Annotated in this window: 16 protein-coding genes and 1 pseudogene; 11 read left to right on the top strand and 6 right to left on the bottom strand. The window is 69.2% G+C overall.

The features are described 5' to 3' along the window. A partial coding sequence (locus HMPREF0591_RS02565; protein ID WP_085981511.1) for a PirG occupies positions 1 to 895 on the bottom strand: 895 nt, incomplete at its 3' end. 256 nt (positions 896 to 1,151) lie between these two features. Between HMPREF0591_RS02565 and glf the strand changes: the two genes are divergently transcribed. From glf to HMPREF0591_RS02510, 11 genes are all read left to right on the top strand, one after another. Further along, entirely contained in the window at positions 1,152 to 2,354 is a 1,203-nt protein-coding gene (gene glf / locus HMPREF0591_RS02560; protein ID WP_007166831.1) for a UDP-galactopyranose mutase, read from the top strand. Next, the gene (locus HMPREF0591_RS02555; RefSeq protein WP_007166830.1) at positions 2,351 to 4,246 is read left to right on the top strand and encodes a glycosyltransferase; all 1,896 of its coding nucleotides are present in this window, start codon (positions 2,351 to 2,353) and stop codon (positions 4,244 to 4,246) included. Before glf ends, HMPREF0591_RS02555 begins: the two co-directional genes overlap by 4 nt. Continuing rightward, positions 4,239 to 4,775 (top strand): phosphatase PAP2 family protein, encoded by a 537-nt coding sequence (locus HMPREF0591_RS02550; RefSeq protein WP_007166829.1) that lies wholly within the window; start codon positions 4,239 to 4,241, stop codon positions 4,773 to 4,775. Before HMPREF0591_RS02555 ends, HMPREF0591_RS02550 begins: the two co-directional genes overlap by 8 nt. Positions 4,776 to 4,779: 4 nt before the next feature. Further along, positions 4,780 to 5,688, top strand: coding sequence for a decaprenyl-phosphate phosphoribosyltransferase (locus HMPREF0591_RS02545; protein WP_007166828.1), 909 nt, complete (start codon positions 4,780 to 4,782; stop codon positions 5,686 to 5,688). After that, positions 5,675 to 7,645 (top strand): terminal beta-(1->2)-arabinofuranosyltransferase, encoded by a 1,971-nt coding sequence (aftB, locus tag HMPREF0591_RS02540; RefSeq protein WP_279626948.1) that lies wholly within the window; start codon positions 5,675 to 5,677, stop codon positions 7,643 to 7,645. Before HMPREF0591_RS02545 ends, aftB begins: the two co-directional genes overlap by 14 nt. Before the next feature lie 328 nt (positions 7,646 to 7,973). After that, a complete protein-coding gene (gene ag85A, locus HMPREF0591_RS02535; protein ID WP_040620959.1) occupies positions 7,974 to 9,035 on the top strand; it encodes a diacylglycerol acyltransferase/mycolyltransferase Ag85A in 1,062 nt (353 codons plus the stop codon). Between the two features lie 158 nt (positions 9,036 to 9,193). Beyond that, a complete protein-coding gene (locus HMPREF0591_RS02530; RefSeq protein ID WP_040621695.1) occupies positions 9,194 to 10,096 on the top strand; it encodes an esterase family protein in 903 nt (300 codons plus the stop codon). A gap of 194 nt (positions 10,097 to 10,290) precedes the next feature. Beyond that, positions 10,291 to 11,301, top strand: coding sequence for a carboxylesterase Culp6 (gene culp6 / locus HMPREF0591_RS02525; protein WP_007166824.1), 1,011 nt, complete (start codon positions 10,291 to 10,293; stop codon positions 11,299 to 11,301). A 288-nt stretch (positions 11,302 to 11,589) separates the two neighbouring features. Further along, on the top strand, positions 11,590 to 13,488 hold the full coding sequence (fadD32, locus tag HMPREF0591_RS02520) for a long-chain-fatty-acid--AMP ligase FadD32 (protein ID WP_007166823.1): 1,899 nt from the start codon (positions 11,590 to 11,592) through the stop codon (positions 13,486 to 13,488). 13 nt (positions 13,489 to 13,501) lie between these two features. Next, positions 13,502 to 18,862 carry a polyketide synthase Pks13 gene (pks13, locus tag HMPREF0591_RS02515; RefSeq protein ID WP_007166822.1) on the top strand — a complete coding sequence of 1,787 codons (5,361 nt, stop codon included), beginning with the start codon at positions 13,502 to 13,504 and terminating at the stop codon, positions 18,860 to 18,862. A 77-nt stretch (positions 18,863 to 18,939) separates the two neighbouring features. After that, positions 18,940 to 20,433: an acyl-CoA carboxylase subunit beta gene (locus tag HMPREF0591_RS02510; RefSeq protein WP_244268826.1), complete on the top strand. Its 1,494-nt coding sequence runs from the start codon at positions 18,940 to 18,942 to the stop codon at positions 20,431 to 20,433. Between the two features lie 88 nt (positions 20,434 to 20,521). Here HMPREF0591_RS02510 and HMPREF0591_RS02505 read toward each other — a convergent pair whose 3' ends face one another. The 5 genes and pseudogenes from HMPREF0591_RS02505 to HMPREF0591_RS34520 form a co-directional block, all read right to left on the bottom strand. After that, positions 20,522 to 21,091, bottom strand: a complete 570-nt coding sequence (locus HMPREF0591_RS02505) for a DUF4383 domain-containing protein (protein WP_007166820.1) — start codon at positions 21,089 to 21,091, stop codon at positions 20,522 to 20,524. A 125-nt stretch (positions 21,092 to 21,216) separates the two neighbouring features. Then, positions 21,217 to 22,989, bottom strand: coding sequence for an acyl-CoA dehydrogenase family protein (locus tag HMPREF0591_RS02500; RefSeq protein ID WP_007166819.1), 1,773 nt, complete (start codon positions 22,987 to 22,989; stop codon positions 21,217 to 21,219). Positions 22,990 to 22,999: 10 nt separating this feature from the next. Continuing rightward, complete coding sequence (locus HMPREF0591_RS02495) at positions 23,000 to 23,443, bottom strand: FHA domain-containing protein (protein ID WP_007166818.1); 444 nt, start codon at positions 23,441 to 23,443, stop codon at positions 23,000 to 23,002. Next, positions 23,440 to 23,907, bottom strand: a complete 468-nt coding sequence (locus tag HMPREF0591_RS02490) for a hypothetical protein (protein WP_007166817.1) — start codon at positions 23,905 to 23,907, stop codon at positions 23,440 to 23,442. The genes HMPREF0591_RS02495 and HMPREF0591_RS02490 overlap by 4 nt, the downstream gene beginning before the upstream one ends. 107 nt (positions 23,908 to 24,014) lie before the next feature. Continuing rightward, a pseudogene (locus tag HMPREF0591_RS34520) lies at positions 24,015 to 24,521 on the bottom strand (hypothetical protein). Between the last annotated feature and the right edge of the window lie 65 nt (positions 24,522 to 24,586).

Raw genomic sequence — 24,586 nt, 5'->3', positions numbered from 1 at the left:
CACCGGCCGCGCCCGGCAGGGCACCCGGCAGCGCACCGGCGGCGCCCTGCTGCATGCCCTGCGTGATCGCCGGCATCACCAGGCCCTTGAGCAGGTCGATGGCCTGCCCGGCGCCCAGTTGGTTGGCGGCCTGCATCACGTCGTTGACGAGACCGCCGCCGCCGGAGCTACCGCTGCCGCCGCCGAGGCCGGTGCCGCCACCGATCGGTGACGTGGGTCCGAAGGACGACGGGTCACCGAGGATCGGATAGGTCCCGTCGACGCCCGGGTCCAGGCTGGCCGGGGCGGTGATCGGCACCTCACCGCCGGCCGTCGGACTGGTCAGGCCGGGGGCGATCCCGGCCGGGCTGGTCAGCCCGGGGTTGGACAGCGCCGGGTTGAGCCCGGCGCCCGGGGTCGCCACGCCGGCACCCGGGGTGGTCGGCAGCGCGCCGGGCGCGGTGAGCCCCGGCGTCGTGGGTGCCAGGCCCGGGCTCGTCAAGCCGGGGCTGGTCAGACCGGGGCTGGTCAGGCCGGGGCTGGTGAGGCCGGGGCTGGTCAAGCCCGGACTGGTGAGTCCCGGCGTCCCGAGTCCCGGCGTCCCGAGTCCCGGCGTGCCCAGGCCGGGAGTGCCCAGGCCGGGGCTGGTCAGCCCGGGAGTGCCGGTCGCACCCCCGCTCAGCGCGGGCACCGGAGGCAGGTTGATCCCGAACTGCGAGAGCCCTTGCGACAGGGCGCCCATCAGCTCGCCGGGCAGGTCGGTCATCACGGCCGCCTGCTTGAAGTCGTGGTGCTCGGGCGGCTTGGTGCCGGCCGTCGACTCGTAGACCAGGAAGTATGCGCACGGACTCGCCACTGCCAGGGCGGCGACCGCGCTCATGGCTGTCGAAAGCTTGCGTCGGCGTCGGTTCGGCACGGAAGTCTCCTCAATCTGGACAACTCAATCGTCAACTGTGTTGTGTCGGTGCGGCCTACCGGTCCTGGCTGGCGAGAACCACACAGAACTGATGGTACGAGTGAGATTGATGTGACTAGAGTGGTGATATTGAATCGTGAGGCAATTGCGACCCCGGCTGTGATCGCCGGGCCGAGGTGCCCGAACGCGACCGAACCGGACTCCCTGGCCTCGCCAAATGGGTTAGGCCGACGCGGTCGGATACCCTAAGCAACCGATGACCGCTCGTTTCGACCTCCTCGTCGTCGGCTCCGGATTTTTCGGCCTGACCATTGCCGAGCGCGTGGCTACCCAACTCGGGAAGCGCGTGCTCGTGGTGGAACGCCGCCCGCACATCGGTGGCAACGCCTACTCCGAGGCCGAGCCGCAGACCGGCATCGAGGTCCACAAGTACGGCGCCCACCTGTTCCACACCTCTAATAAGAGGGTCTGGGACTACGTGCGGCAGTTCACCGAGTTCACCGACTACCGGCACCGGGTGTTCGCGATGCACAACGGGCAGGCCTACCAGTTCCCGATGGGCCTCGGTTTGGTGGCGCAGTTCTTCGGCAGATACTTCACGCCGGACGAGGCCCGGCGGCTGATCGCCGAGCAGGCCGCCGAAATCAACACCGAGGACGCGCAGAACCTGGAGGAGAAGGCGATCTCGCTGATCGGGCGGCCGTTGTACGAGGCGTTCGTCAAGGGCTACACCGCCAAGCAATGGCAGACCGACCCCAAGGAGCTGCCGGCCGCCAACATCACCCGGCTGCCGGTGCGCTACACCTTCGACAACCGGTACTTCAGCGACACCTACGAGGGCCTGCCGGTCGACGGGTACACGGCCTGGCTGCAGAACATGGCCGCCGACGAGCGCATCGAGGTCAGGCTGAACACCGACTGGTTCGACGTGCGCGACCGGCTACGTGAGGAGTCGCCGTCGGCGCCCGTGGTCTACACCGGCCCGCTGGACCGCTACTTCGACTACGCCGAGGGCCGACTGGGTTGGCGCACACTGGATTTCGAGGTCGAGGTGCTGCCCATCGGCGACTTCCAGGGTACGCCGGTGATGAACTACAACGATCTCGACGTCCCGTACACCCGCATCCACGAGTTCCGCCACTTCCACCTGGAGCGGGACTACCCGACCGACAAGACGGTCATCATGCGTGAGTTCTCGCGGTTCGCCGAGGACGACGACGAGCCCTACTATCCGATCAACACCGAGGCCGACCGCGCGCTGCTGGCCGCGTACCGCGCACGTGCGAAGGCCGAAACCGCGTCGTCCAACGTCCTTTTCGGCGGCCGGCTGGGCACCTACCAATACCTGGATATGCACATGGCGATAGCCAGCGCATTGAACATGTACGACAACACCCTCGCGCCGCACCTGCGCGAGGGCACAGCGCTCGTGGACGAAGGTGCGGGGGGCGCCAAATGACTGCTGTAAGCCTGCTTTCCAGAATCATCCTGCCGCGTCCGGGCGAGCCGCTCGACGTGCGCAAGCTGTACCTGGAGGAATCGACCACCAACGCACGGCGCGCGCACGCGACCAGCCGCACCTCGCTGGAGATCGGCAAGGAGTCCGAGGTCTCGTTCGCCACCTACTTCAACGCGTTCCCGGCCAGCTACTGGCGACGCTGGTCGATCTGCGCGTCGGTGGTTCTGCGGGTGGAGCTGACCGGAACCGGGCGCGTCGACGTGTATCGGACGAAGGCCACCGGGGTGCGAATCTCGGTGGAGGGCCGCCAATTCGTCGGCACCGACGAGCAGCCGGCCGTCGTCGAGATCGAGGTGGCGCTCAAGCCGTTCGAGGACGGCGGCTGGATCTGGTTCGACGTCACCACCGACACGGCGGTCACCCTGGTGAGCGGTGGCTGGTATGCGACCGAGCCCGCCCCGGGCACGGCCAACATCGCGGTCGGCATCCCCACGTTCAACCGGCCCGCCGACTGCGTCAACGCGCTGGCCGACCTCACCGCGGACCCGTTGGTGGACGAGGTGATCGGCGCGGTGATCGTCCCCGACCAGGGCGTCCGCAAGGTGCGCGACCACCCCGACTTCTCGGCCGCGGCCGCGGGCCTGGGCAACCGGCTGTCCATCCACGACCAACCCAACCTGGGTGGTTCCGGCGGCTACAGCCGAGTGATGTACGAGGCGCTGAAAAACACCGACTGCCAACAGATTCTGTTCATGGACGACGACATCCGCATCGAACCGGACTCGATTTTGCGGGTGCTGGCGCTGCACCGGTTCGCCAAGGCGCCGATGCTCATCGGCGGTCAGATGCTCAACCTGCAGGAGCCGTCGCACCTGCACATCATGGGCGAGGTGGTCAACCAGTCGAACTTCATGTGGACCGCCGCGCCGCATGCCGAGTACGACCACGACTTCGCCGAATTCCCGTTGAACGACAAGAGTTCTCGCAGCGCGCTGCTGCACCGGCGCATCGACGTCGACTTCAACGGCTGGTGGACGTGCATGATCCCGCGGCAGGTCGCCGAGGAGCTGGGCCAGCCGCTACCCCTGTTCATCAAGTGGGACGACGCCGAATACGGCCTGCGCGCCGGCGAGCACGGCTATCCGACCGTCACGCTGCCCGGCGCGGCGATCTGGCACATGGCCTGGAGCGACAAGGACGACGCCATCGACTGGCAGGCCTACTTCCATCTGCGCAACCGGCTGGTGGTCGCCGCGATGCACTGGGACGGCGATGTCACCGGGCTGGTGCGCAGCCACCTCAAGGCGACACTCAAACACCTTGCCTGCCTTGAGTATTCAACCGTGGCGATCCAGAACAAGGCCATCGACGACTTCCTGGCCGGCCCGGAGCACATCTTCTCGATCCTGGAATCCGCGCTGCCCGAGGTGCATCGGCTGCGTAAGGAATACCCGGACGCGGTGGTGCTGCCGGCGGCGAGCGAACTGCCGCCGCCGTCGAACAAGACCAGGGCGATGAAGCCGCCGGTGAATCCGCTGTCGATCGGTTACCGGCTGGTCCGGGGCATCGCGCACAACGCGACCAGGGCCGATCCCGAAGCCCACCGGCGCCCGGAGTTCAACGTGCCCACCCAGGACGCCCGCTGGTTCCGGCTGTGCACGGTCGACGGCGTCACCGTCACGACGGCCGACGGGTGCGGGGTGGTGTACCGGCAACGCGATCGGCGCAAGATGTTCCAGTTGCTGTTCGCCTCGCTGCGCCGGCAGCGCCGGCTGGCGAGCCGGTTCGACGAGATGCGCAAGACCTACCGCGACGCGTTACCGGTGTTGTCCAGCAAGCAGAAGTGGGAGACGGCGCTGCTGCCCGCGCACGCCGAACGCGAGCATGCCTGAAGCCACCGCTTCGACTGCCCCGAGCGGCGAGGTGGCCGCGCTGGTGGCCGTGCAGTCGGCCCTGGCCGACCGTCCGGGGGTGCTGGCGGCGGCGCGCGGCCTGTCGCATTTCGGTGAGCACAGTATCGGCTGGCTGGCCGTGGCGGCGCTGGGCGCGCTGCTGATGCCGAAGCGGGCCCTGGATTGGCTGGTCGCCGGCGCCGGCGCGTTCGCCGCGCATGCCGCCGCCGTGGTGGTCAAGCGGGTGGTGCGGCGCAAGCGGCCGCACGATCCGGCGGTCGCGGTGAACGTCGGCACCCCCAGCCAGCTGAGTTTCCCGTCGGCGCACGCCACCTCGACGACGGCCGCGGCGATCCTGATGGGCCGGATCACCGGTTGGCCGCTGCCCGCCCTGCTGATTCCCCCGATGGCGCTGTCGCGGATGCTGCTGGGCGTGCACTATCCCAGCGACGTGGCCTGCGGCATCGCCCTCGGCGCCACCGTCGCGCGAATCGCCGTTCGGCTCGAGGGCCGGGCACGGAAGGTCTGACCGAATGAGTGAGGACGTGGTGACGGGGCCCTCGGGCAACGTGGTGGCCGGGGTTATCAAGGCGATCCGCCCGCGGCAGTGGGTGAAGAACGTCCTGGTGCTCGCCGCGCCGCTGGCCGCGTTGGGCGGCCCGGTGCACTACAACTATGCCGACGTGCTGACCAAGGTGTCTGTGGCGTTCGTGGTGTTCTGCTTGGCGGCGTCGTCGATATACCTGGTCAACGACGTGCGCGACGTCGACGCCGACCGCGAGCATCCCACCAAGAGATTCCGGCCGATCGCGGCCGGCGTGGTGCCCGAATGGCTGGCCTACACCCTCGCGGTGGTCCTCGGGGTGGCGTCGCTGGCGCTTGCCTGGTGGCTGACACCCGACCTGGCGGTGGTGATGGCCGTCTACCTCAGCATGCAGCTGGCGTACTGCTTCGGCCTCAAGCACCAGGCGGTAATGGACATTTGCATCGTGTCGTCGGCGTACTTGCTGCGGGCGATCGCGGGGGGCGCCGCCACCGGCATCCCGCTCTCGCAATGGTTTTTGCTCTCGGCGGCGTTCGCATCGCTGTTCATGGTGGCCGGCAAGCGCTACGCGGAGCTGCAGGTCGCCGAGCGCACCGGCGCCGCGATCCGCAAGTCCCTGGAGAGCTACACCAGCACCTATCTGCGGTTTGTCTGGACCATGTCGGCCACCGCGGTGGTGCTGTGCTACGGGTTGTGGGCGTTCGAGCGTGACCGCCACTCCGGATCGTGGTTCGCGGTGTCGATGGTCCCGTTCACCATCGCGATCCTGCGCTACGCCGTCGACGTCGACGGCGGGCTGGCCGGCGAGCCCGAGGACATCGCGCTGCGCGACCGAGTGCTGCAGCTGCTTTTTCTAGCGTGGATTGCGACGCTTGGAGCCGCCGTTGCCTTCGGCTAGCTCCGAACTGCAGGCCCTCAAAGCGCGGATGATGCGCACCCGGCCGGTCGTGAGGCGGTTGGGCTGGCCGGTCTTCCCGTACACCAGGATGGTGCGGGTCAGCCTGTGGATCAGCGTGGCGGTGGTCGCCGTCCTCTTCGGCTGGGGCGCCTGGCAACGGCGCTGGATCGCCGACGACGGGCTGATCGTGTTGCGTACGGTGCGCAACCTGCTCGCCGGCAACGGCCCGGTCTTCAACGAGGGCGAGCGGGTGGAGGCCAACACGTCGACGGCGTGGACCTACCTGATGTACCTGGGCAGCTGGGTGGGCGGGCCGATGCGCATGGAATACGTCGCGCTGGCGCTGGCCCTGACGCTCTCGGTGCTGGGCGTGGCGCTGCTGATGCTGGGGGCCGCCCGGCTGTACGCGCCGAGCCTGCGGGGCCGCAGGGCCGTCATGCTGCCCGCCGGGGCGCTGGTCTACATCTCCCTGCCGCCCGCGCGTGACTTCGCCACCTCGGGTCTGGAGAGCGGGCTGACGCTGGCCTATCTCGGGCTGCTGTGGTGGATGATGGTCTGCTGGGCGCAGCCGGTGCGAAACCGGCCGGATCGCAGGCTCTTCCTCGGTGCGTTGGCGTTCGTGGCCGGCTTCAGCGTCCTGGTGCGGCCCGACCTGGCCCTGATGGGCGGGCTGGCGCTGATCATGATGCTGATCGCCGCGCGGACGTGGCGGCGCCGGGTGCTGGTCGTGGTGGCGGGGGGATTGCTGCCGGTCGGCTACGAAATCTTCCGGATGGGCTATTACGGCCTGCTGGTGCCCGGGACCGCGCTGGCCAAGGACGCGGCCGGCGACAAGTGGTCCCAGGGCATGATCTACCTCTCGAACTTCGACGCGCCCTACGCGGTGTGGGTGCCGGTGGTGCTACTCGTGCCGCTGGGTGTCCTGCTGCTGGCCGCGCGCCGCCGGCCGTCCTTCCTGCGTCCCGCGCTGTCGCCCGACTACGGCCGGGTGGCCCGCGGGGTGCAGAGCCCGCCGGCCGTCGTGGCCTTCGTTCTGGTGAGCGGGCTGGTGCAGGCGCTCTACTGGATCCGCCAGGGTGGCGACTTCATGCACGGGCGGGTGCTGCTGGCCCCGCTGTTTTGCTTGCTGGCCCCGGTCGCGGTCATCCCGGTGGCCATCCCGGACGGCCAGGACTATTCGCGGGAGACGGGGTATTGGGTGGCCGGCGCGGCCGGCGCGCTCTGGCTGAGTGTGGCCGGCTGGTCGCTGTGGGCGGCGAATTCACCGGGCATGGGCGACGACGCCACCCACGTAACCTACTCCGGGATCGTCGACGAGCGACGCTTCTACGCGCAGGCCACCGGGCACGCGCACCCCCTGACCGCCGCCGACTACCTGGGCTATCCCCGGATGGCGGCCATCCTGACCGCGCTCGACAACACCCCGGACGGCGCGTTGCTGCTGCCGTCGGGCAACTACATCCAGTGGGACCTGGTGCCGCAGGCGCGGCCGGGCCCGGATCAACCACCCCAAAAGCCGCAGCACACAGTGTTTTTCACCAATCTCGGCATGGTGGGCATGAACGTCGGGCTCGATGTGCGGGTGATCGATCAGATCGGGCTGGCGAATCCGCTTGCGCAGCACACGGAACGGCTACAGCACGGCCGCATCGGCCACGACAAGAACCTCTTTCCGGATTGGGCGATCGCGGAAGGGCCGTGGGTGAAGGTGTATCCCGGTATCCCGGGATACCTGGACGAGCAATGGGTGGCGGAGGCGGTTGCGGCGCTGCGCTGCCCGGAAACCCAGGCCGTGCTCAGTTCGGTGCGCGCCCCGATGACCCCGCACCGATTCCTTTCCAACTTCCTGCATTCCTATGAATTCACCAAGTACCGGATCGATCGAGTGCCGCGCTACGAGCTCGCCCGGTGTGGGCTGCCGGTGCCCGAAGGGCCGCCGCCGCGCCCCCGCGAGTAATCCTCCGGCAGAGGAATTTTGGACCAATCTCGAAATGATCACGAGCCACCGTTCACGAGAAATTGCCAGCAACTTCACATTTGGGCCTTCACCTGCTGGCAATCACGCTCAAGCACATGCGAAAACGCCGCATTCGGCGCCAGCGCCCGGCCTGGAATGCCAGGGTTGCGGGGGCCGATCGGCGCTTTGCGGGACCGCCTCGATGCGACCCGACGGCTGGAGGTGTGGTTGACTACAACGGCACTGCTGCGCGGAGATCGCATGCAGTACGACCCAAAACATGACGCGCCAGGTTGTTGGGCGCGCCGAGAAGGATGAGGAAGCAAGGATGACGCTTGTCGACAGGTTTCGCGGCGCCGTGGCCGGTATGCCGCGGCGGCTCGGGGTGGCGGCCGCCGGCGCGGCGCTGCTCTCGGGCCTGATTGGCGCCGTGGGGGGCTCGGCGACCGCTGGTGCCTTCTCGCGCCCCGGTCTGCCGGTGGAATACCTGCAGGTTCCCTCCGCGGGGATGGGCCGCGATATCAAGGTTCAGTTCGAAAGCGGTGGCCCCAACTCGCCCGCGCTCTACCTGCTCGACGGCATGCGCGCGCAGGACGACTTCAACGGCTGGGACATCAACACCCCGGCGTTCGAGTGGTACAACCAGTCGGGCATCTCGACGGTCATGCCGGTCGGCGGCCAGTCCAGCTTCTACTCGGACTGGTACAAGCCCGCCTGCGGTAAGGCCGGCTGCGTCACCTACAAGTGGGAGACCTTCCTGACCAGCGAGCTGCCCGAGTACCTGTCGTCGCAGAAGCAGGTCAAGCCGACCGGCAGCGCGGTGGTCGGGCTGTCGATGGCCGGATCGTCGGCGCTGATCCTGGCCGCCTATCACCCGCAGCAGTTCATCTACGCCGGTTCGCTGTCCGCTCTGCTCGACCCGTCCCAGGGGATGGGCCCGTCGCTGATCGGGCTGGCCATGGGCGACGCCGGTGGCTACAAGGCCGCCGACATGTGGGGCCCCAAGGAGGACCCGGCGTGGGCCCGCAACGACCCGTCGCTGCAGGTCGGCAAGCTCGTCGCCAACAACACCCGGATCTGGATCTACTGCGGTAACGGTAAGCCGTCCGACCTCGGTGGCGACAACCTGCCCGCCAAGTTCCTCGAGGGCTTCGTGCGGACCTCCAACCTGAAGTTCCAGGACGCGTACAACGCGGCCGGTGGCCACAACGCGATCTTCAACTTCGACGCCAACGGCACCCACGACTGGCCCTACTGGGGCGCGCAGCTGCAGGCGATGAAGCCTGAACTGCAGTCGACGCTGGGCGCCACGCCGGGCGCCGGCCCGGCCACGGCCGCTGCCGCTGACGCTTCCAACGGCGCTTCCAACGGCACCGGCCAGGGCACCTAAGCCCACAGAACGACGCGATCGGCGGCGGAAACCCTTCGGGGTTTCCGCCGTCGGTCGTTTTGGTGTGTGATTTGTTTCACTACCCGGCGGCCGGGGGAACTACGGCGCTGGCTAATGTGCAGGCATCGACTAGACGATGGAGGGTGGACATGAGGGTCGTGCGGGGTATGTCAGCGCTTCTTCGGGTGTTCTTCGTCGCCGCGCTGGCCGTCGGCTTGATCGGTGTGACGGCCACGGGCGGGCCGGCGGGGAAGGCCCGGGCGGCCGGTTACGAGAGCCTGATGGTGCCCTCGGCGGCGATGGGCCGCGACATCCCGGTGGCCTTCCTGGCCGGCGGTCCGCACGCGGTATATCTGCTGGACGCCTTCAACGCGGCCCCGGACGTCAGCAACTGGGTCACCGCGGGCAACGCGATGAACACCCTGGGCGGTAAGGGGATCTCGGTGGTGGCGCCCGCGGGCGGGGCGTGGAGCATGTACACCAACTGGGAGCAGGACGGCAGCAAGCAGTGGGACACCTTCCTGTCCAGCGAGCTGCCCAACTGGCTGGCCGCCAACAAGGGCCTGGCGCCCGGCGGTCACGCCGCCGTCGGCGCCTCGCAGGGGGGCTACGCCGCGATGGCGCTGGCCGCCTTCCACCCCGACCGCTTCGGCTTCGCCGGATCGATGTCCGGGTTCCTGTACCCGTCGAACACCACGACGAACGGCGCGATCCTGGCCGGCCTGCAGCAGTACGGCGGCGTGGACGGCAACGGGATGTGGGGCGCCCCGCAGCTGGGCCGGTGGAAGTGGCACGACCCCTACGTGCACGCATCGCTGCTGGCGCAGAACAACACCCGCGTGTGGGTCTACAGCCCGACGAACATGGGCGGCGACGACGCCGCGATGATCGGCCAGGCCGGCGAGGCGATGGGCAACAGCCGGATGTTCTACCAGCAGTACCGCAGCGTGGGCGGCCACAACGGCCACTTCGACTTCCCGGGCGGCGGCGACAACGGGTGGGGCTCGTGGTCGGGGCAGTTGGGGGCGATGTCGGGCGACATCGTGGGCGCCATTCGGTAGCTCGGCGCCATGTTTAGCGGCGATCGCGAGCGCGGCGTAGCCGGGCGTGGCGGGTCGGCGCCATGTTCCGTAACGGGGTCGGTAGCGGGTCGCTGCCGGGCCGAACCAGTCGGGCAAGCCGGTACCGTGTAGGGATGCGGCAGGGGTCGGGAGGACCGCTTCGCTGCGATCCACGACTCTGCTAGCGGGAGAACATGGCCACCAACGCCCGGCGCAAGCGCCACCGAGTCCTCGCCTGGACCGCCGCCCTCACGATGGCGGGTGTGGTGTTGTTGGTCATCGTCGCCGTGGTGGTTTTGTTGCGCGGCCGCGAGGCGCCGCCCAGCGCGGTGCCGCCCGGTGTGCTGCCGCCGCCCTCGACGACCACCCACCCGCACAAGCCGCGGCCCGCCACCCAGGACGCGTCGTGTCCGGACGTCCAGTTGGTCAACGTCCCCGGCACCTGGGAGTCGGCCCCGCAGGACGACCCGGCAAACCCGGTGCAATTCCCCAACGCGCTGCTGCACAAGGTGACGGCGGCGATCACTCAGGAGTTCCCCGCCTCTCGGGTGCAGGAGTACACCACGCCCTACACCGCGCAGTTCCACAACCCGCTCAGCGGCGACACGCAGATGTCCTACAACGCAAGCCGGGCCGAGGGCACCCGCGCGACGGTTCAGGCGATGACGGACATGAACGCCAAGTGCCCCCTGACGAGCTACGTGCTGATGGGCTTCTCGCAGGGCGCGGTGATCGCCGGCGACATCGCCAGCGACATCGGCAACGGCCGCGGACCCGTCGACGACGACCTGGTGCTCGGTGTGACGTTGATCGCCGATGGCCGGCGTCAGCCCGGGGTGGGCAACGACATCGGCCCCAACCCGCCGGGGCAGGGCGCCGAGATCACGTTGCACGAAGTGCCCGTGCTGTCCGATCTGGGCCTGACCATGACCGGTGCGCGGCCGGGCGGGTTCGGCGCGCTCGACGGCAAGACCAACGAGATCTGCGCACCGGGCGACCTCATCTGCGCCGCGCCGCAGGAGGCGTTCAGCGTGGCGAACCTGCCCAGCACGCTCAACACCCTGGCCGGTAATGGCGGGCAGCCCATCCACGCGCTGTACGCGACGCCGCAGTTCTGGAACGCCGACGGGCAGACGGCGACCGATTGGACGTTGAACTGGGCTCGAGGGCTGATCACCAACGCGCCATATCCCAAACACGGATGACCGGGAGCGGGACACAGCCGTCAGGAGCCCGTTGCCGGTGCAGATCAGCGGTACCTTGTGATTTGGTGTGCTGCGGGCCGCCCCTTAACATTAAGAGGAATTTAAGAGCTATAACACTTTGTTGCGGGCCCGATCCTGGTGGAAGCCGGCTTGGGATGAGCAAGGTGCCGGCGCCCGCGGCGCCGCGCGAGGACTGGCCCGCTAGAAATGGAAGCCGTCGGCCTGGCCGACCGAAGGACAACACGTCGGCGTAACGCCGGCCTAAAACAGGTGTGACAGGAGAGCGGAATGCCGTACCACAACCCGTTCATCGTGAATGGAAAGATCAGGTTCCCGGACAACACCAACCTGGTCAAGCACGTTGAGAAGTGGGCGAGGGTTCGCGGCGACAAGCTGGCCTATCGGTTCATCGACTACTCCACCGAACGGGACGGTGTGTACCGCGACATCGTCTGGCGCGACTTCAGTGCCCGCAACCGCGCCGTCGGCGCCCGCCTGCAGCAGGTCACCCAACCCGGTGATCGCATCGCCATCCTGTGCCCGCAGAACCTGGACTACCTGATCGCCTTTTTCGGGGCGCTCTACGCCGGCCGGATCGCGGTCCCGCTGTTCGACCCGGGCGAGCCGGGCCACGTCGGCCGCCTGCACGCCGTGCTCGACGACTGCACCCCCTCGACGATCCTGACCACCACCGAGGCCGCCGAAGGGGTGCGCAAGTTCATCCGCGCCCGCTCCGCCAACGAGCGGCCCCGGGTGATCGCCGTCGACGCCGTGCCCACCGAGGTGGCCTCCACCTGGGTGGAGCCCGAGGCCGACGAGAACACCATCGCCTACCTGCAGTACACGTCCGGTTCCACCCGGACCCCGACCGGCGTGATGATCAGCCACCTGAACCTGCCCACCAACGTCTTGCAGGTGCTCAACGGGCTGGAGGGCAAGGAAGGCGACCGCGGCCTGTCCTGGCTGCCGTTCTTCCACGACATGGGCCTGATCACGGCGCTGCTGTCCCCGGTTCTGGGCCACAACTTCACCTTCATGACGCCGGCCGCGTTCGTGCGCCGCCCCGGGCGGTGGATCCGCGAGATGGCGCGCAAGCCCGACGACGAACCGGGTTCGGAACTGTTCACCGTCGCCCCCAACTTCGCCTTCGAGCACGCCGCGGTGCGCGGCGTCCCCAAGGAGGGTGAGCCGCCCCTGGACCTGAGCAACGTCAAGGGGATCCTGAACGGCAGCGAGCCGGTGTCCCCGGCGTCGATGCGCAAGTTCTACGAGGCGTTCGCGCCGTACGGGCTGCGGGAAACGGCGGTCAAGCCCTCCTATGGCCTGGCCGAGGCGACGCTGTTCGTCTCTACCACGCCGATGGACGAGGCGCCCACGGTCATCCACGTCGATCGCGACGAGCTGAACAAGCAACGCTTCGTCGAGGTGCCCGCCGACGCGCCGAACGCCGTCGCGCAGGTCTCCGCGGGCGTCATCGGTGTCGACGAGTGGGCCGTCATCGTCGACCCCGACACGGCCACCGAACTGCCGGACGACCAGATCGGCGAGATCTGGCTGCACGGGAAGAACCTCGGCCTCGGCTACTGGGGCAAGGAGGCGGAGACCCAGGAGACCTTCAAGAACATCCTCAAGTCGCGCATCAGCAAGTCGCACGCCGAGGGCGCCGAGGACGACGGGCTGTGGGTCCGCACCGGCGACTACGGCACGTACCACAACGGGCACCTCTATATCGCGGGCCGCATCAAGGACCTGGTCATCATCGACGGCCGCAACCACTACCCGCAGGACCTCGAGTACTCGGCGCAGGAAGCCAGCCGCGCGCTGCGCACCGGCTACGTGGCCGCGTTCTCGGTCCCGGCCAACGAGCTGCCCCAGGTGGTGTTCGACAATCCGCACACCGGCCTCAAGCACGACCCCGAGGACAGCTCCGAGCAGCTGGTGATCGTCGCCGAGCGCGCCCCCGGCACGCACAAGCTCGACTACCAGCCCATCGCCGACGAGATCCGCGCGGCCATCGCCGTGCGGCACGGGGTCACCATCCGCGACCTGCTGCTGGTGCAGGCGGGCACCATCCCGCGCACCTCCAGCGGCAAGATCGGCCGCCGCGCGTGCCGCGCCGCCTACCTCGACGGCAGCCTGCGCAGCGGTGTCGGCTCGCCGACCGCATTCGCCAGCTCGACCGACTGAATTCACGAAAACTATGGCTGACACTGATCCTTCCGAGAACCCAGAGAACACCGACGGCGACGTCCCCGCCAAGAAGACCGACTTGACGGTCCCGGAGATGCGCGAATGGCTGCGCAACTGGGTGGGCCGGGCCGTCGGCAAGTCACCGGACGACGTCGACGAGTCGGTCCCGATGGTGGAGCTGGGTCTGTCGTCGCGCGACGCCGTGGCGATGGCCGCCGACATCGAGGACATGACCGGTGTCACCCTGTCCGTCGCGGTGGCCTTCCAGCATCCGACCATCGAGTCGCTCGCCACGCGGATCATCGAGGGCGAGCCCGAGATCGACACGTCGGGCGACGACGTCTCGGACTGGACGCGCAACGGCCCGGCCGAGCGCGTCGACATCGCGATCGTCGGCCTGTCGACCCGGTTGCCCGGCGACATGAACACCCCCGACGAGACGTGGCAGGCGCTGATGGAGGGCCGCGACGCCATCACCGACCTGCCCGAGGGCCGCTGGGCGGAGTTCCTGGAGGAGCCGCGGCTGGCCGAGCGGATGGCGAAGGCCCGCACCCGCGGTGGCTACCTGAAGGACATCAAGGGGTTCGACTCCGAGTTCTTCGCGGTGGCCAAGACCGAGGCCGACAACATCGACCCGCAGCAGCGGATGGCGCTGGAGCTCACCTGGGAGGCGCTCGAGCACGCGCGCATCCCCGCGTCGAGCCTGCGCGGCGGGTCCGTCGGCGTGTACGTCGGCGTCTCCAACAACGACTACAGCTTCCTGGCGGTGTCCGACCCGACCATCGCGCACCCCTACGCGATCACCGGCACCGCGACGTCGATCATCGCCAACCGGGTGTCGTACTTCTATGACTTCCGCGGCCCGTCGGTGGCGGTCGACACGGCCTGCTCGAGCTCCCTGGTGGCCGCCCACCAAGCGGTCCAGGCGCTGCGCAACGGCGAGTGCGACGTGGCCGTCGCCGGTGGCGTCAACGCGCTGATCACCCCGGTGGTCACCCTCGGTTTCGACGAGATCGGGCAGGTGCTGTCGCCCGACGGCCGGATCAAGTCGTTCTCCTCGGACGCCGACGGCTACACCCGCTCCGAGGGCGGCGGCATGCTGGTACTCAAGCGGGTCGACGACGCCCGCCGCGACGGCGACCAGATCCTCGCCGTGATCGCGGGCAGCGCGGTCAACCACGACGGCCGCTCCAACGGCCTGATCGCGCCCAACCAGGACGCCCAGGCCGACGTGTTGCGCCGGGCCTACAAGGACGCCGGCATCGACCCGCGCACCGTCGACTACATCGAGGCGCACGGCACCGGAACCGTCCTCGGCGACCCGATCGAGGCCGAGGCGCTGGGCCGCGTCGTCGGTCGGGGCCGGCCCGCCGACCGACCGGCGCTGCTGGGTGCGGTGAAAACCAATGTGGGCCACCTGGAATCGGCGGCCGGTGCGGCCAGCCTGGCCAAGGTGGTGCTGGCCTTGCAGCACGACAAGCTGCCGCCGTCGATCAACTTCGCCGGACCCAGCCCCTACATCGACTTCGACGCGATGCGCCTGAAGGTGATCGACCAGCCCGCCGACTGGCCGCGCTACGGCGGCTACGCGCTGGCCGGGGTGTCCAGCTTCGGCTTCGGTGGGGCCAACGCGCACCTGGTGGTGCGCGAGGTCTTACCGCGCGACGTCATCGAGCGTGAGCCCGAGCCGGCGCCCGAAGCGCAGGCGGCCCCGGAAGCCGCCGCCGAAACGGCCGACGCCCCCACCATGGAAAGCCACGCGCTGCGGTTCGACGACTTCGGCAACATCATCCCCGACCCCGAAGTGCCCGAAGAGGAAGAGCCCGAACTGCCGGGCGTCACCGACGAGGCGCTGCGGCTCAAGGCGATCGCACTCGAGGAGCTGGCGGCGCAGGAGGCAGCCGAGCCGACCAAACCCCTGATCCCGCTCGTGGTTTCGGCGTTCTTGACGTCGCGCAAGAAGGCCGCGGCCGCCGAGCTGGCGGACTGGATGGAAAGCCCCGAGGGGCAGGCGTCGTCGCTGGAGTCGATCGGGCGGGCGCTGTCGCGGCGCAACCACGGCCGCTCCCGCGCGGTGGTGCTGGCCCACGACCACGCGGAGGCCGTCAAGGGTCTGCGCGCGGTCGCGGAGGGCAAGCAGCGGCCGGGCGTGTTCAGCGTCGACGGTCCGGTGACCAACGGGCCCGTGTGGGTGCTGGCCGGCTTCGGCGCGCAGCACCGCAAGATGGGCAAGAGCCTGTACCTGCGCAACGCGGTCTTCGCCGAGTGGATCGAGAAGGTCGACGCGCTGATCCAGGACGAGCTGGGCTATTCGGTACTCGAGCTGATCCTGGACGACTCGCAGGACTACGGCATCGAGACCACCCAGGTGACCATCTTCGCGATCCAGATCGCGCTCGGTGAGCTGCTCAAGCACCACGGGGCCAAGCCCGCCGCGGTGGTCGGGCAGTCGCTGGGCGAGGCCGCCTCGGCGTACTTCGCCGGCGGTCTGTCGCTGCGCGACGCCACCCGGACCATCTGCTCGCGCTCGCACCTGATGGGCGAGGGCGAGGCGATGCTGTTCGGCGAATACATCCGGCTGATGGCGCTGGTGGAGTACTCCGCCGACGAGATCAAGACGGTGTTCTCCGACTTCCCGGACCTGGAGGTGTGCGTCTACGCCGCCCCCACCCAGACCGTGATCGGCGGCCCGCCCGAGCAGGTGGACGCGATCATCGCCCGCGCGGAGTCGGAGGGCAAGTTCGCCCGCAAGTTCCAGACCAAGGGCGCCAGCCACACCCAGCAGATGGACCCGCTGCTCGGCGAGCTGGCCGCGGAGCTGCAGGGCATCCAGCCGCTTAGCCCGACGGTCGGCATCTACTCGACGGTGCACGAGGGCACATACATCAAGCCCGGCGCCGAGCCGATCCACGACGTCGACTACTGGAAGAAGGGCCTGCGCCACAGCGTCTACTTCACCCACGGCGTCCGCAACGCCGTCGACAGCGGCCACACCACCTTCCTGGAGCTGGCGCCCAACCCGGTGGCGCTGATGCAGGTGGGTTTGACGACGGCCAGCGCTGGTCTCCATGATGCCCAGCTCATCCCGACGCTGGCCCGCAAGCAGGACGAGGTCGAGTCGATGGTCTCGACCATGGCCCAGCTCTACGTCTACGGGCACGACCTGGACATCTGGACGCTGTTCACCCGCGCCGCGGGGCCGGCCGATTACGCGAACATCCCGCCCACCCGGTTCAAGCGCAAGGAGCACTGGCTGGACGTGCACTTCGCGCACGGCAGCAGCTCGGTGCTGATGCCGGGCAACCACGTCGCGCTGCCGGACGGCCGCCACGTGTGGGAGTACAACCCCCGCGGCCTGACGGACCTGCCCGCCTTGGTGAAAGCCGCCGCGGCCGAGGTGCTTCCGGACGCGCAGCTGGCGGCGGCCGAGCAGCGCGCGGTGCCGGGCGAGGGCGCCCGGCTGGTGACGACGCTGACCCGGCACCCGGGCGGCGCGTCGGTGCAGGTGCACGCCCGCATCGACGAGTCCTTCACGCTGGTGTACGACGCGCTGGTGACCCGCGCCGGGGAGGGCGTCGTCGCCCTGCCGTCCGCGGTGGGCGCGGCCGCGGCGATCGCGGCTCCGTCCAACGGGACGGCGACCGCCGCGCCGGAGGCGCCCGTCGAGGAGGCCGGGGCCGAAACCCTGACGGACAGCCTGACCAACCGCTACTTCTCGGCCAGCATGGGCAAGTGGTCCCCCGACTCGGGTGAGACGGTCGCGGAGCGCCTGGGACTGATCGTCGGCTCGGCCATGGGCTACGAACCCGAGGACCTGCCGTGGGAGGTGCCGCTGATCGAGCTCGGACTGGACTCGTTGATGGCGGTGCGGATCAAGAACCGCGTCGAGTACGACTTCGACCTGCCGCCGATCCAGTTGGCCGCGGTGCGCGACGCCAACCTCTACAACATCGAGGAGCTGATCAAGTACGCGGTCGAGCACCGCGACGAGGTCGAGCAGCTGCACGAGTACCAGAAGACGCAGTCGGCCGAGGAAATCGCCCGGATGCAGGCCGAGATGATGAGCGGCGCCACGCCGGGCACCGTGGCCGCGCCCGCACCGGACCCACAAGCCGAGCCGGAGACGCAACCGGCGCAGCCGGCCTCGGAAGTTCCGATCCCGCCGCCACCGACCGACCCGTCGGGCCCCAACGGCAATGGCGCCGCGCAGGCCAAACCCGACCCGGCCGGCGCCGCCGATGCGCTCAACCAGCAGGCGGTCGCCGCGGCGCTCAACTCGGACGTGCCGCCGCGCGACGCGGCCGAGCGGGTGACGTTCGCGACGTGGGCGATCGTCACCGGCAAGTCGCCGGGCGGCATCTTCAACCCGCTGCCCAAGCTGGACGACGAGCAGGCCGCCAAGATGGCGCAGCGCCTCTCGGAGCGCGCCGACGGCCCGATCACCGTCGAGGACGTCGCGACGTCGGAGAACATCGAGGCCCTGGCCGAGAAGGTGCGGCAGTACCTGGAGGCCGGCGTGGTCGACGGGTTCGTCCGAACGCTGCGCGCGCGGCCCGAGGGCAGCTCGAAGCCGCCGGTGTTCGTGTTCCACCCGGCCGGCGGTTCGACCGTCGTGTACGAGCCGTTGCTCAACCGGCTGCCGCCGGACACCCCGATGTACGGCTTCGAGCGGGTCGAAGGATCGATCGAAGAGCGTGCGGCGCAGTACCTTCCGAAGCTGATCGAGATGCAGGGCGACGGCCCCTACATCCTGGCCGGCTGGTCGCTGGGCGGTGTGCTCGCCTACGCCTGCGCGATCGGGCTCAAGCGGCTGGGCAAGGACGTGCAGTGGGTCGGGCTGATCGACGCGGTCCGCGCGGGCGAGGAGGTCCCGCAGACCAAGGAGGAGATCCGCAAGCGCTGGGACCGCTACGCCCGCTTCGCCGAGAAGACGTTCAACGTCACCATCCCGGAGATCCCGTACGAGCAGCTCGAGGAGCTGGACGACGAGGGCCAGATCCGGTTCGTGCTCGAGGCGGTGAGCCAGAGCGGCGTGCAGATCCCGGCCGGGATCATCGAGCACCAGCGCACGTCGTACCTGGACAACCGCGCCATCGACACCGCCGAGATCCAGCCGTACGACGGGCATGTCACCCTCTACATGGCGGATCGCTACCATGACGACGCGATCATGTTCGAGCCGCGGTATGCCGTTCGCCAGCCGGACGGCGGCTGGGGCGAGTACGTCTCCGACCTCGAGATCGTGCCGATCGGTGGGGAACACATCCAGGCCATCGACGAGCCGATCATCGCCAAGGTGGGCGCGCACATGACCGAGGCGTTGGGCAACATCGAGGCGGGGCGCCGCCGGACGAGTGAGGTGGGCAACTAGTGACCGGTGCGGAACCTTCTCGCGCTCACACGACGGCCGAAAAGCTGGCCGAGCTGCATGTGCGGCTGGAAAAGGCCATGGAGCCCGGCGGCGAGAAGGCCGTCGCCAAACGCGAGAAGAAGGGCATCCCCAGCGCCCGCGCCCGCATCCACGCGCTGGTCGACCCGGGCACCTTCATGGAGGTCGGGGCGCTGGCCAAGACGCCCAACGACCCGACCGCGCTCTACGGCGACGGGTGCGTCACCGGCCACGCCATGATCGACGGCCGGCCGGTCGGGGTGTTCTCCCACGACCAGACCGTCTTCCAGGGCACGGTCGGCGAGATGTTCGGCCGCAAGGTGGCCCGGCTGATGGAGTGGTGCGCGATGGTCGCCTGCCCGATCATCGGCATCCAGGATTCGGGCGGCGCCCGCATCCAGGACGCGGTCACCTCGCTGGCGTGGTACGCCGAGCTGGGCCGCCGGCACGAGGCGCTGTCCGGACTGGTGCCGCAGATCTCGCTCATCTTCGGCAAATGCGCCGGCGGAGCGGTGTATTCGCCGATCCAGGACGACCTGCTCGTGTCGGTGCGCGACCAGGGCTACTTCTTCGTCACCGGCCCGGACGTGATCCGCGAGGTCACCGGCGAGGAGGTCACCCTCGACGAGCTGGGCGGCTCCGACGCACAGGCCCGCTACGGCAACATCCACCAGGTGGTGAACTCCGAGGCCGAGGCGTTCCAGTACGTGCGCGACTTCCTCTCGTTCCTGCCGTCGAGCACCTTCGGCCAGCCGCCGATCGTCAACCCCGGCCTGGAGCCGGAGATCACCCCGACCGACCTGGAGCTCGACGCGATCGTGCCGGACTCCGACAACGCCGCCTACGACATGCACGAGATCCTGCTGCGCATCTTCGACGACGGCGACTTCCTCGACGTCGCCGCGCAGCACGGGCCGGCCATCATCACCGGATACGCGCGCGTCGACGGCCACCCCGTGGGCGTGATCGCCAACCAGCCCATGCACATGTCGGGGGCGATCGACAACGAGGCGTCCGACAAGGCCGCGCGCTTCATCCGGTTCTGCGACTCCTTCAACATCCCGCTGGTCTTCGTGGTGGACACGCCGGGCTTCCTGCCGGGTGCCGAGGAGGAGAAGCGGGGCATCATCAAGCGCGGCGGGCGGTTCCTCTACTCGGTGGTGGAGGCCGACGTGCCGAAGGTGACGATCACCGTGCGCAAGTCCTACGGCGGCGCCTACGCCGTGATGGGGTCCCGGCAGCTGACCGCCGACTTCAACTTCGCCTGGCCCACCGCGCGCATCGCGGTGATCGGCGCCGAGGGGGCCGCCCAGCTGCTGATGAAGCGGTTCCCCGACCCGACGACGCCGGAGGCGCAGCAGATCAAGAAGGACTTCATCGAGGGCTACAACCTCAACATGGCGATCCCGTGGACCGCCGCCGAACGCGGCTTCATCGACGCGGTCGTCGACCCGCACGAGACGCGGCTGCTGCTGCGCAAGTCGCTGAGGCTGCTGCGGGACAAGCAGTTGTGGTTCCGCACCGCGCGCAAGCACGGCCTGATCCCGGTCTAGTTTTCTTCCGCGAGCAGACGCAAAATCCCGTGTCTCACGGCAAGGTTGGGCGATTTTGCGTCTGCTCGCGGTGATATCGTCCAGCCGGTCAGCGTGCCGGGTTTCCGGCCCCGCCGGATGGCTGACCCGCCGGTGGCGTGGTCGGCGCGAGGCCCTGCTGGGCACCGGTCTCCTTGCGCCGGACCCAATCCGGCCCTTCGAGGACGTCCGGGAGGAGCCAATACAGTACGGCGAAACTCGTCACCGCCAGCACCCCGTGCAACACGATGTCGCGCGCCTCGAAGCCGAGCGGGCCCGGCGCATGATGTGCCGCGGCGATCGCGCCGATGATCACCAGGGCCGCGAAGACCACCGTGCAGAGCGCGGCCGCGGCGACCGCCGCGCGCCGGCCGACGACTCCGACCGCGGCCAGCACCCCGAGGCCGAGCAGCAGTGTGCTGTGCCAGGGGGTCAACGCGAGCCCGAGCACCGGGGCCCCGGTGGGCGGGGCGTGCCGATGGGCTGCGGCGGAGACCAGCCCGGCGACGCCCAGAGCGATCAGCAGCACCGCGTCGACCAACAGCAGCCACCGGCCGCTGCGGAAGTGGCTTTGCTTCCGGGAGACCAGGCGTAGTCCGGACGTCAATCGGCCCATCGGGCCCCGGGTGATGGGTGACATCGCTCAACCTCCCGACCGTCAGGTGCTCGTCTGCCATCCCGCGTACCCCGCCGCGGGCCAGGGGTCCGCGCGCCGCACGAAATTCTCAGCGATATCCCAGGTGAGGGCCCTCGGCAGCCAGCGCGCTAACCGGTGAACGCCCCGTCCAGTAGCTCGTCGAACCGCTCCAGCGCCTCGTCGGAGTCGGCGTCGATGCCGCGCAGCGCCCCGCGGTCGGCGAGATAGCGCTGCGCGTGGAGCCGGGCGACCAGCGCCTTGCGCTCCCCGCCGCGGGTCGCGCGTTCCCACGCGGCCTGCTCGGTGAGCAGCGCCGCGGCGTACACGTCGCCCATGAACTGGGCCAGCGGGAACGGCCGGGCCTCGGCCGTGTCGCGGTCCAGCTTGGACCACGCGATGATCGCCGCGTCGAGGTCCTCGACGCGCCCGGCCACCAGCCGCGTCGTCTCGTCGCCGTCGGACACCGACACCGCGTCCCGCAGCCGCGCCAGCAATGGCTCGTGGGCGCGGGTCTGCTCGATCCCGCGCCGCACATCCAGGCACAGGATGTTGTCGGGTCCCTCCCAGATTGTGTTGACCTGGGCGTCGCGCAGCAGCCGGGCCACCGGCCACGTCTCGATATAGCCGATGCCGCCGCGGATTTCGATCGCGTCGGACGCCGCGGTGATCCCGAGCCGGCAGGCCTTCAGCTTGGTGACCGGCACGGCGATCCGTTGCCGCATGGCGCGCGGCTGGCGATGGTTGGTGGCGCCGGTGCCGTCGAAAACCATTGCCTGCGCGGATTCCACGTCGACGATCATCTCGGCGAGCTTGCGCCGTATCAGCGGCTTGTCGATGAGCGCCCCGCCGAACGCATGCCGGCGCCGGGCGTAGCACAGCGACTCGACCAGCGCGCGGCGCGCGTTGCCCAGGCCGAACAGGGCGATGCCCAGGCGTGCGGCGTTGGTCAGCTCCATCATGCGGCCCAGCCCCTTGCCGTCGGACGGGCCCGTGTCGCCGGTGGGTTCCCCGGACAGCAGAAACGCTTCCGCGTCAACGAATTCCACCTCGCCGGAAGCCACCGAACGGGTGCCGAGCTTGTCTTTGAGCCGGCGCACCCGCACCCCGTTGCGCGACCCGTCGCGGCGGGTGCGCAGCACCAAGAAGTTGGCGACGCCCCGCGTCGAGTCGGGCGCACCCTCCGGCTTGGCCAGCACGACGAACGCCTCACCGGCGCAGTTGGACGCAAACCACTTGAACCCGTTGAGAATCCAGGAGTCGCCGGCGCGGGTCGCCGTGGTCTCCAGCGCACCCAGGTCCGAGCCGCCGGTGCGTTCGGTCAGCAGTTGCGCCGTCTCGCCCGCCCACTCGCCGGAGGCGAACTTGGCCAGCACGTGCTCGCGCACGTCGGCCGGCGCGTACGCGGCCACCAACGACTGGACCATGCCGCCGCCGGTGCCCAGCGCGCAGCCCATCCCGATGTCGGCCTGGTTGAGCAGATAGTTGGACGCGAACAGGCTCAGGCCCGAGCTGATCTTGGCGGCGCGCGCGTCGTCGCGCAGGGCCTGCTGGGCACCCAGGACCGCGCGTTTGGACTGCGTGAAGGAGGCCGGCATGACGACCTGGCTGATGTCGTGCCCCCAGCGGTCGTAGCGCTCCAGCCGCGGCGGGTTGTGGTCGGTCTCCTCCGCCCACCTCGCGACCGGGCCGCCCATCAACTCGCCGATCCGCACCAGATGCGGTTCCACGACCGCCAATTCCTCGGGCTGCAGGTAGTACGCCATGGTGAACCGCAGCGTCGGGTCGGTGAGATACCAGTTCAGACCCACCGCCCCGCTGTAGTTCTCGGTTCGGTAGCGCTGCGACTTCTCGTCGGTGGAAAAGGGCAGCCTGTCCACCGCCTCTACGGCGTAGTCGCTCATGGGTGAGACGCTACGCGCCCGTGAGGAAAACCAGACGGACCCGGCCGATCTGAATCTCGTCGCCGTCGGCCAGCACCGCCGCGTCGACCGGCTCCCGGTTCAGATAGGTGCGGTTCATGCTGCCCACGTCGACGAGGCGGAATTGGCCACCCTCGCTGAGGAATTCGGCGTGCCGGCGGCTGACGGTGATGTCGTCGAGGTAGATGTCGCTGTCCGGATGCCGGCCCGCCGACATGACGGGCTGGGTCAGCGCGAACCGGGAGCCGGTGTTGGGCCCCCGCGTGACGACGAGCACCGCGGAGCCCGGGCTGAGCGCCGGCCTGTCTTCGATCCCCAGGCCCGCGGTCGCCGGCGCGTCGAACTCGGCGGTTACCGCGGTGCCCATGTCGCCCGTCCGCTCCTGGACGCCCTCGCGCGGAGCCGGCTCCTGCGGCGTCGACCCCGTGTCGCTCACGCGGCTCGCGGCAGATCCGGCTGGCCGGCCGCCGCTTGCGACGTCGGCCGATTCGGTGCGGGCGCCCAGCCGACGTAGGTCAGGTACAGGCCGACGAGGGCGAAGACGACGCATAGCGTGATCCACCACGCCTGCGCGCCGATCATGTCGTTGGCCAGTGAGGCGAAGAACTTGGGGAAGGCCACCAGCAGCAGCCCGCGCAGCACGATCAGCCAGCCGATCAGGGAAACGATGATCGCCGCGGCACCGCGCCAACTTTGGTGCGCGGCCACAATCGTCAGGCCGAGCAGCAAGACGAACGCGCCGGTGACGAAGGTCCACATCGAATTGGCCTCGAATTGGGACAGCAGCGACTGCATGTCGGAGGCGCGCACGACCGCCGTCACGTCGACTATGACCAGGAAGGGACCGAGCACGCGGGAGAAAAAGCGTGTCGCACCCTGCGACTGTGGGGAAGCGTCCATTGCCGTGCCTTTCATGCGACGCCGGTCATCCGGCGATCCCCTTTAGGGGAGCACTTGACCGGGGCGTCGAGATAGGGACTTATGGCACTGCCTCGGCGACGCCGCGGTTATACCGGCGCCACGAACTCGGAGGTGTAAAACTCGGCCGGATTCTGCGAGTTCGCGTTGCGCCGCTCGACAATTACCCACACGCCGGTCGTGCCGGGCCGAATGGTGTCCTGCACGGTCGCCGTTCCGTTGCCGGCGGCGTCGGTCTGCATGCCCGAGAACGCGGTGCCCGGATCGCCCGGTCCGCAGGGGCTCGACGAGCTCCGGGGCATCTGGATGAGCCCGACGTCGAAGTGGGTGCCCGGCTCGGGCTCGTCGTAGAGGTGGACCTCCGCGATCGCTTTCGACCCGGTGGTGTGGATCGTCGCCTAACCCGTGCCCAGCATCGGGCTCGGGACCTGGGGGGCGACGCTGACGCGGCTGAAGTCGCAGCGCCGCAGATAGTTGTCCAGGACGACCGTGGTGCCGCTCTCGGCGCCGGCCGTGGCGCCCCCCAATGTGATGGCCCCGGCGGTCATCGAAGTGGCCACGGCCGCAGATGTTCCCAAGCGTGTAAGCGTGTACATCGGCCCACCCGTTCCCCCGTGTGAACTGGATCACAGCGGTTTACGGATTAACCCGATCGCGGCCC

Origin of the sequence: Mycobacterium parascrofulaceum ATCC BAA-614 (assembly GCF_000164135.1) — a bacterium.
Taxonomy (GTDB): Bacteria; Actinomycetota; Actinomycetes; order Mycobacteriales; family Mycobacteriaceae; genus Mycobacterium; species Mycobacterium parascrofulaceum.
Note: the sequence above shows the minus strand (reverse complement) of the source record. Positions and strands in the feature narration are given on the sequence as shown.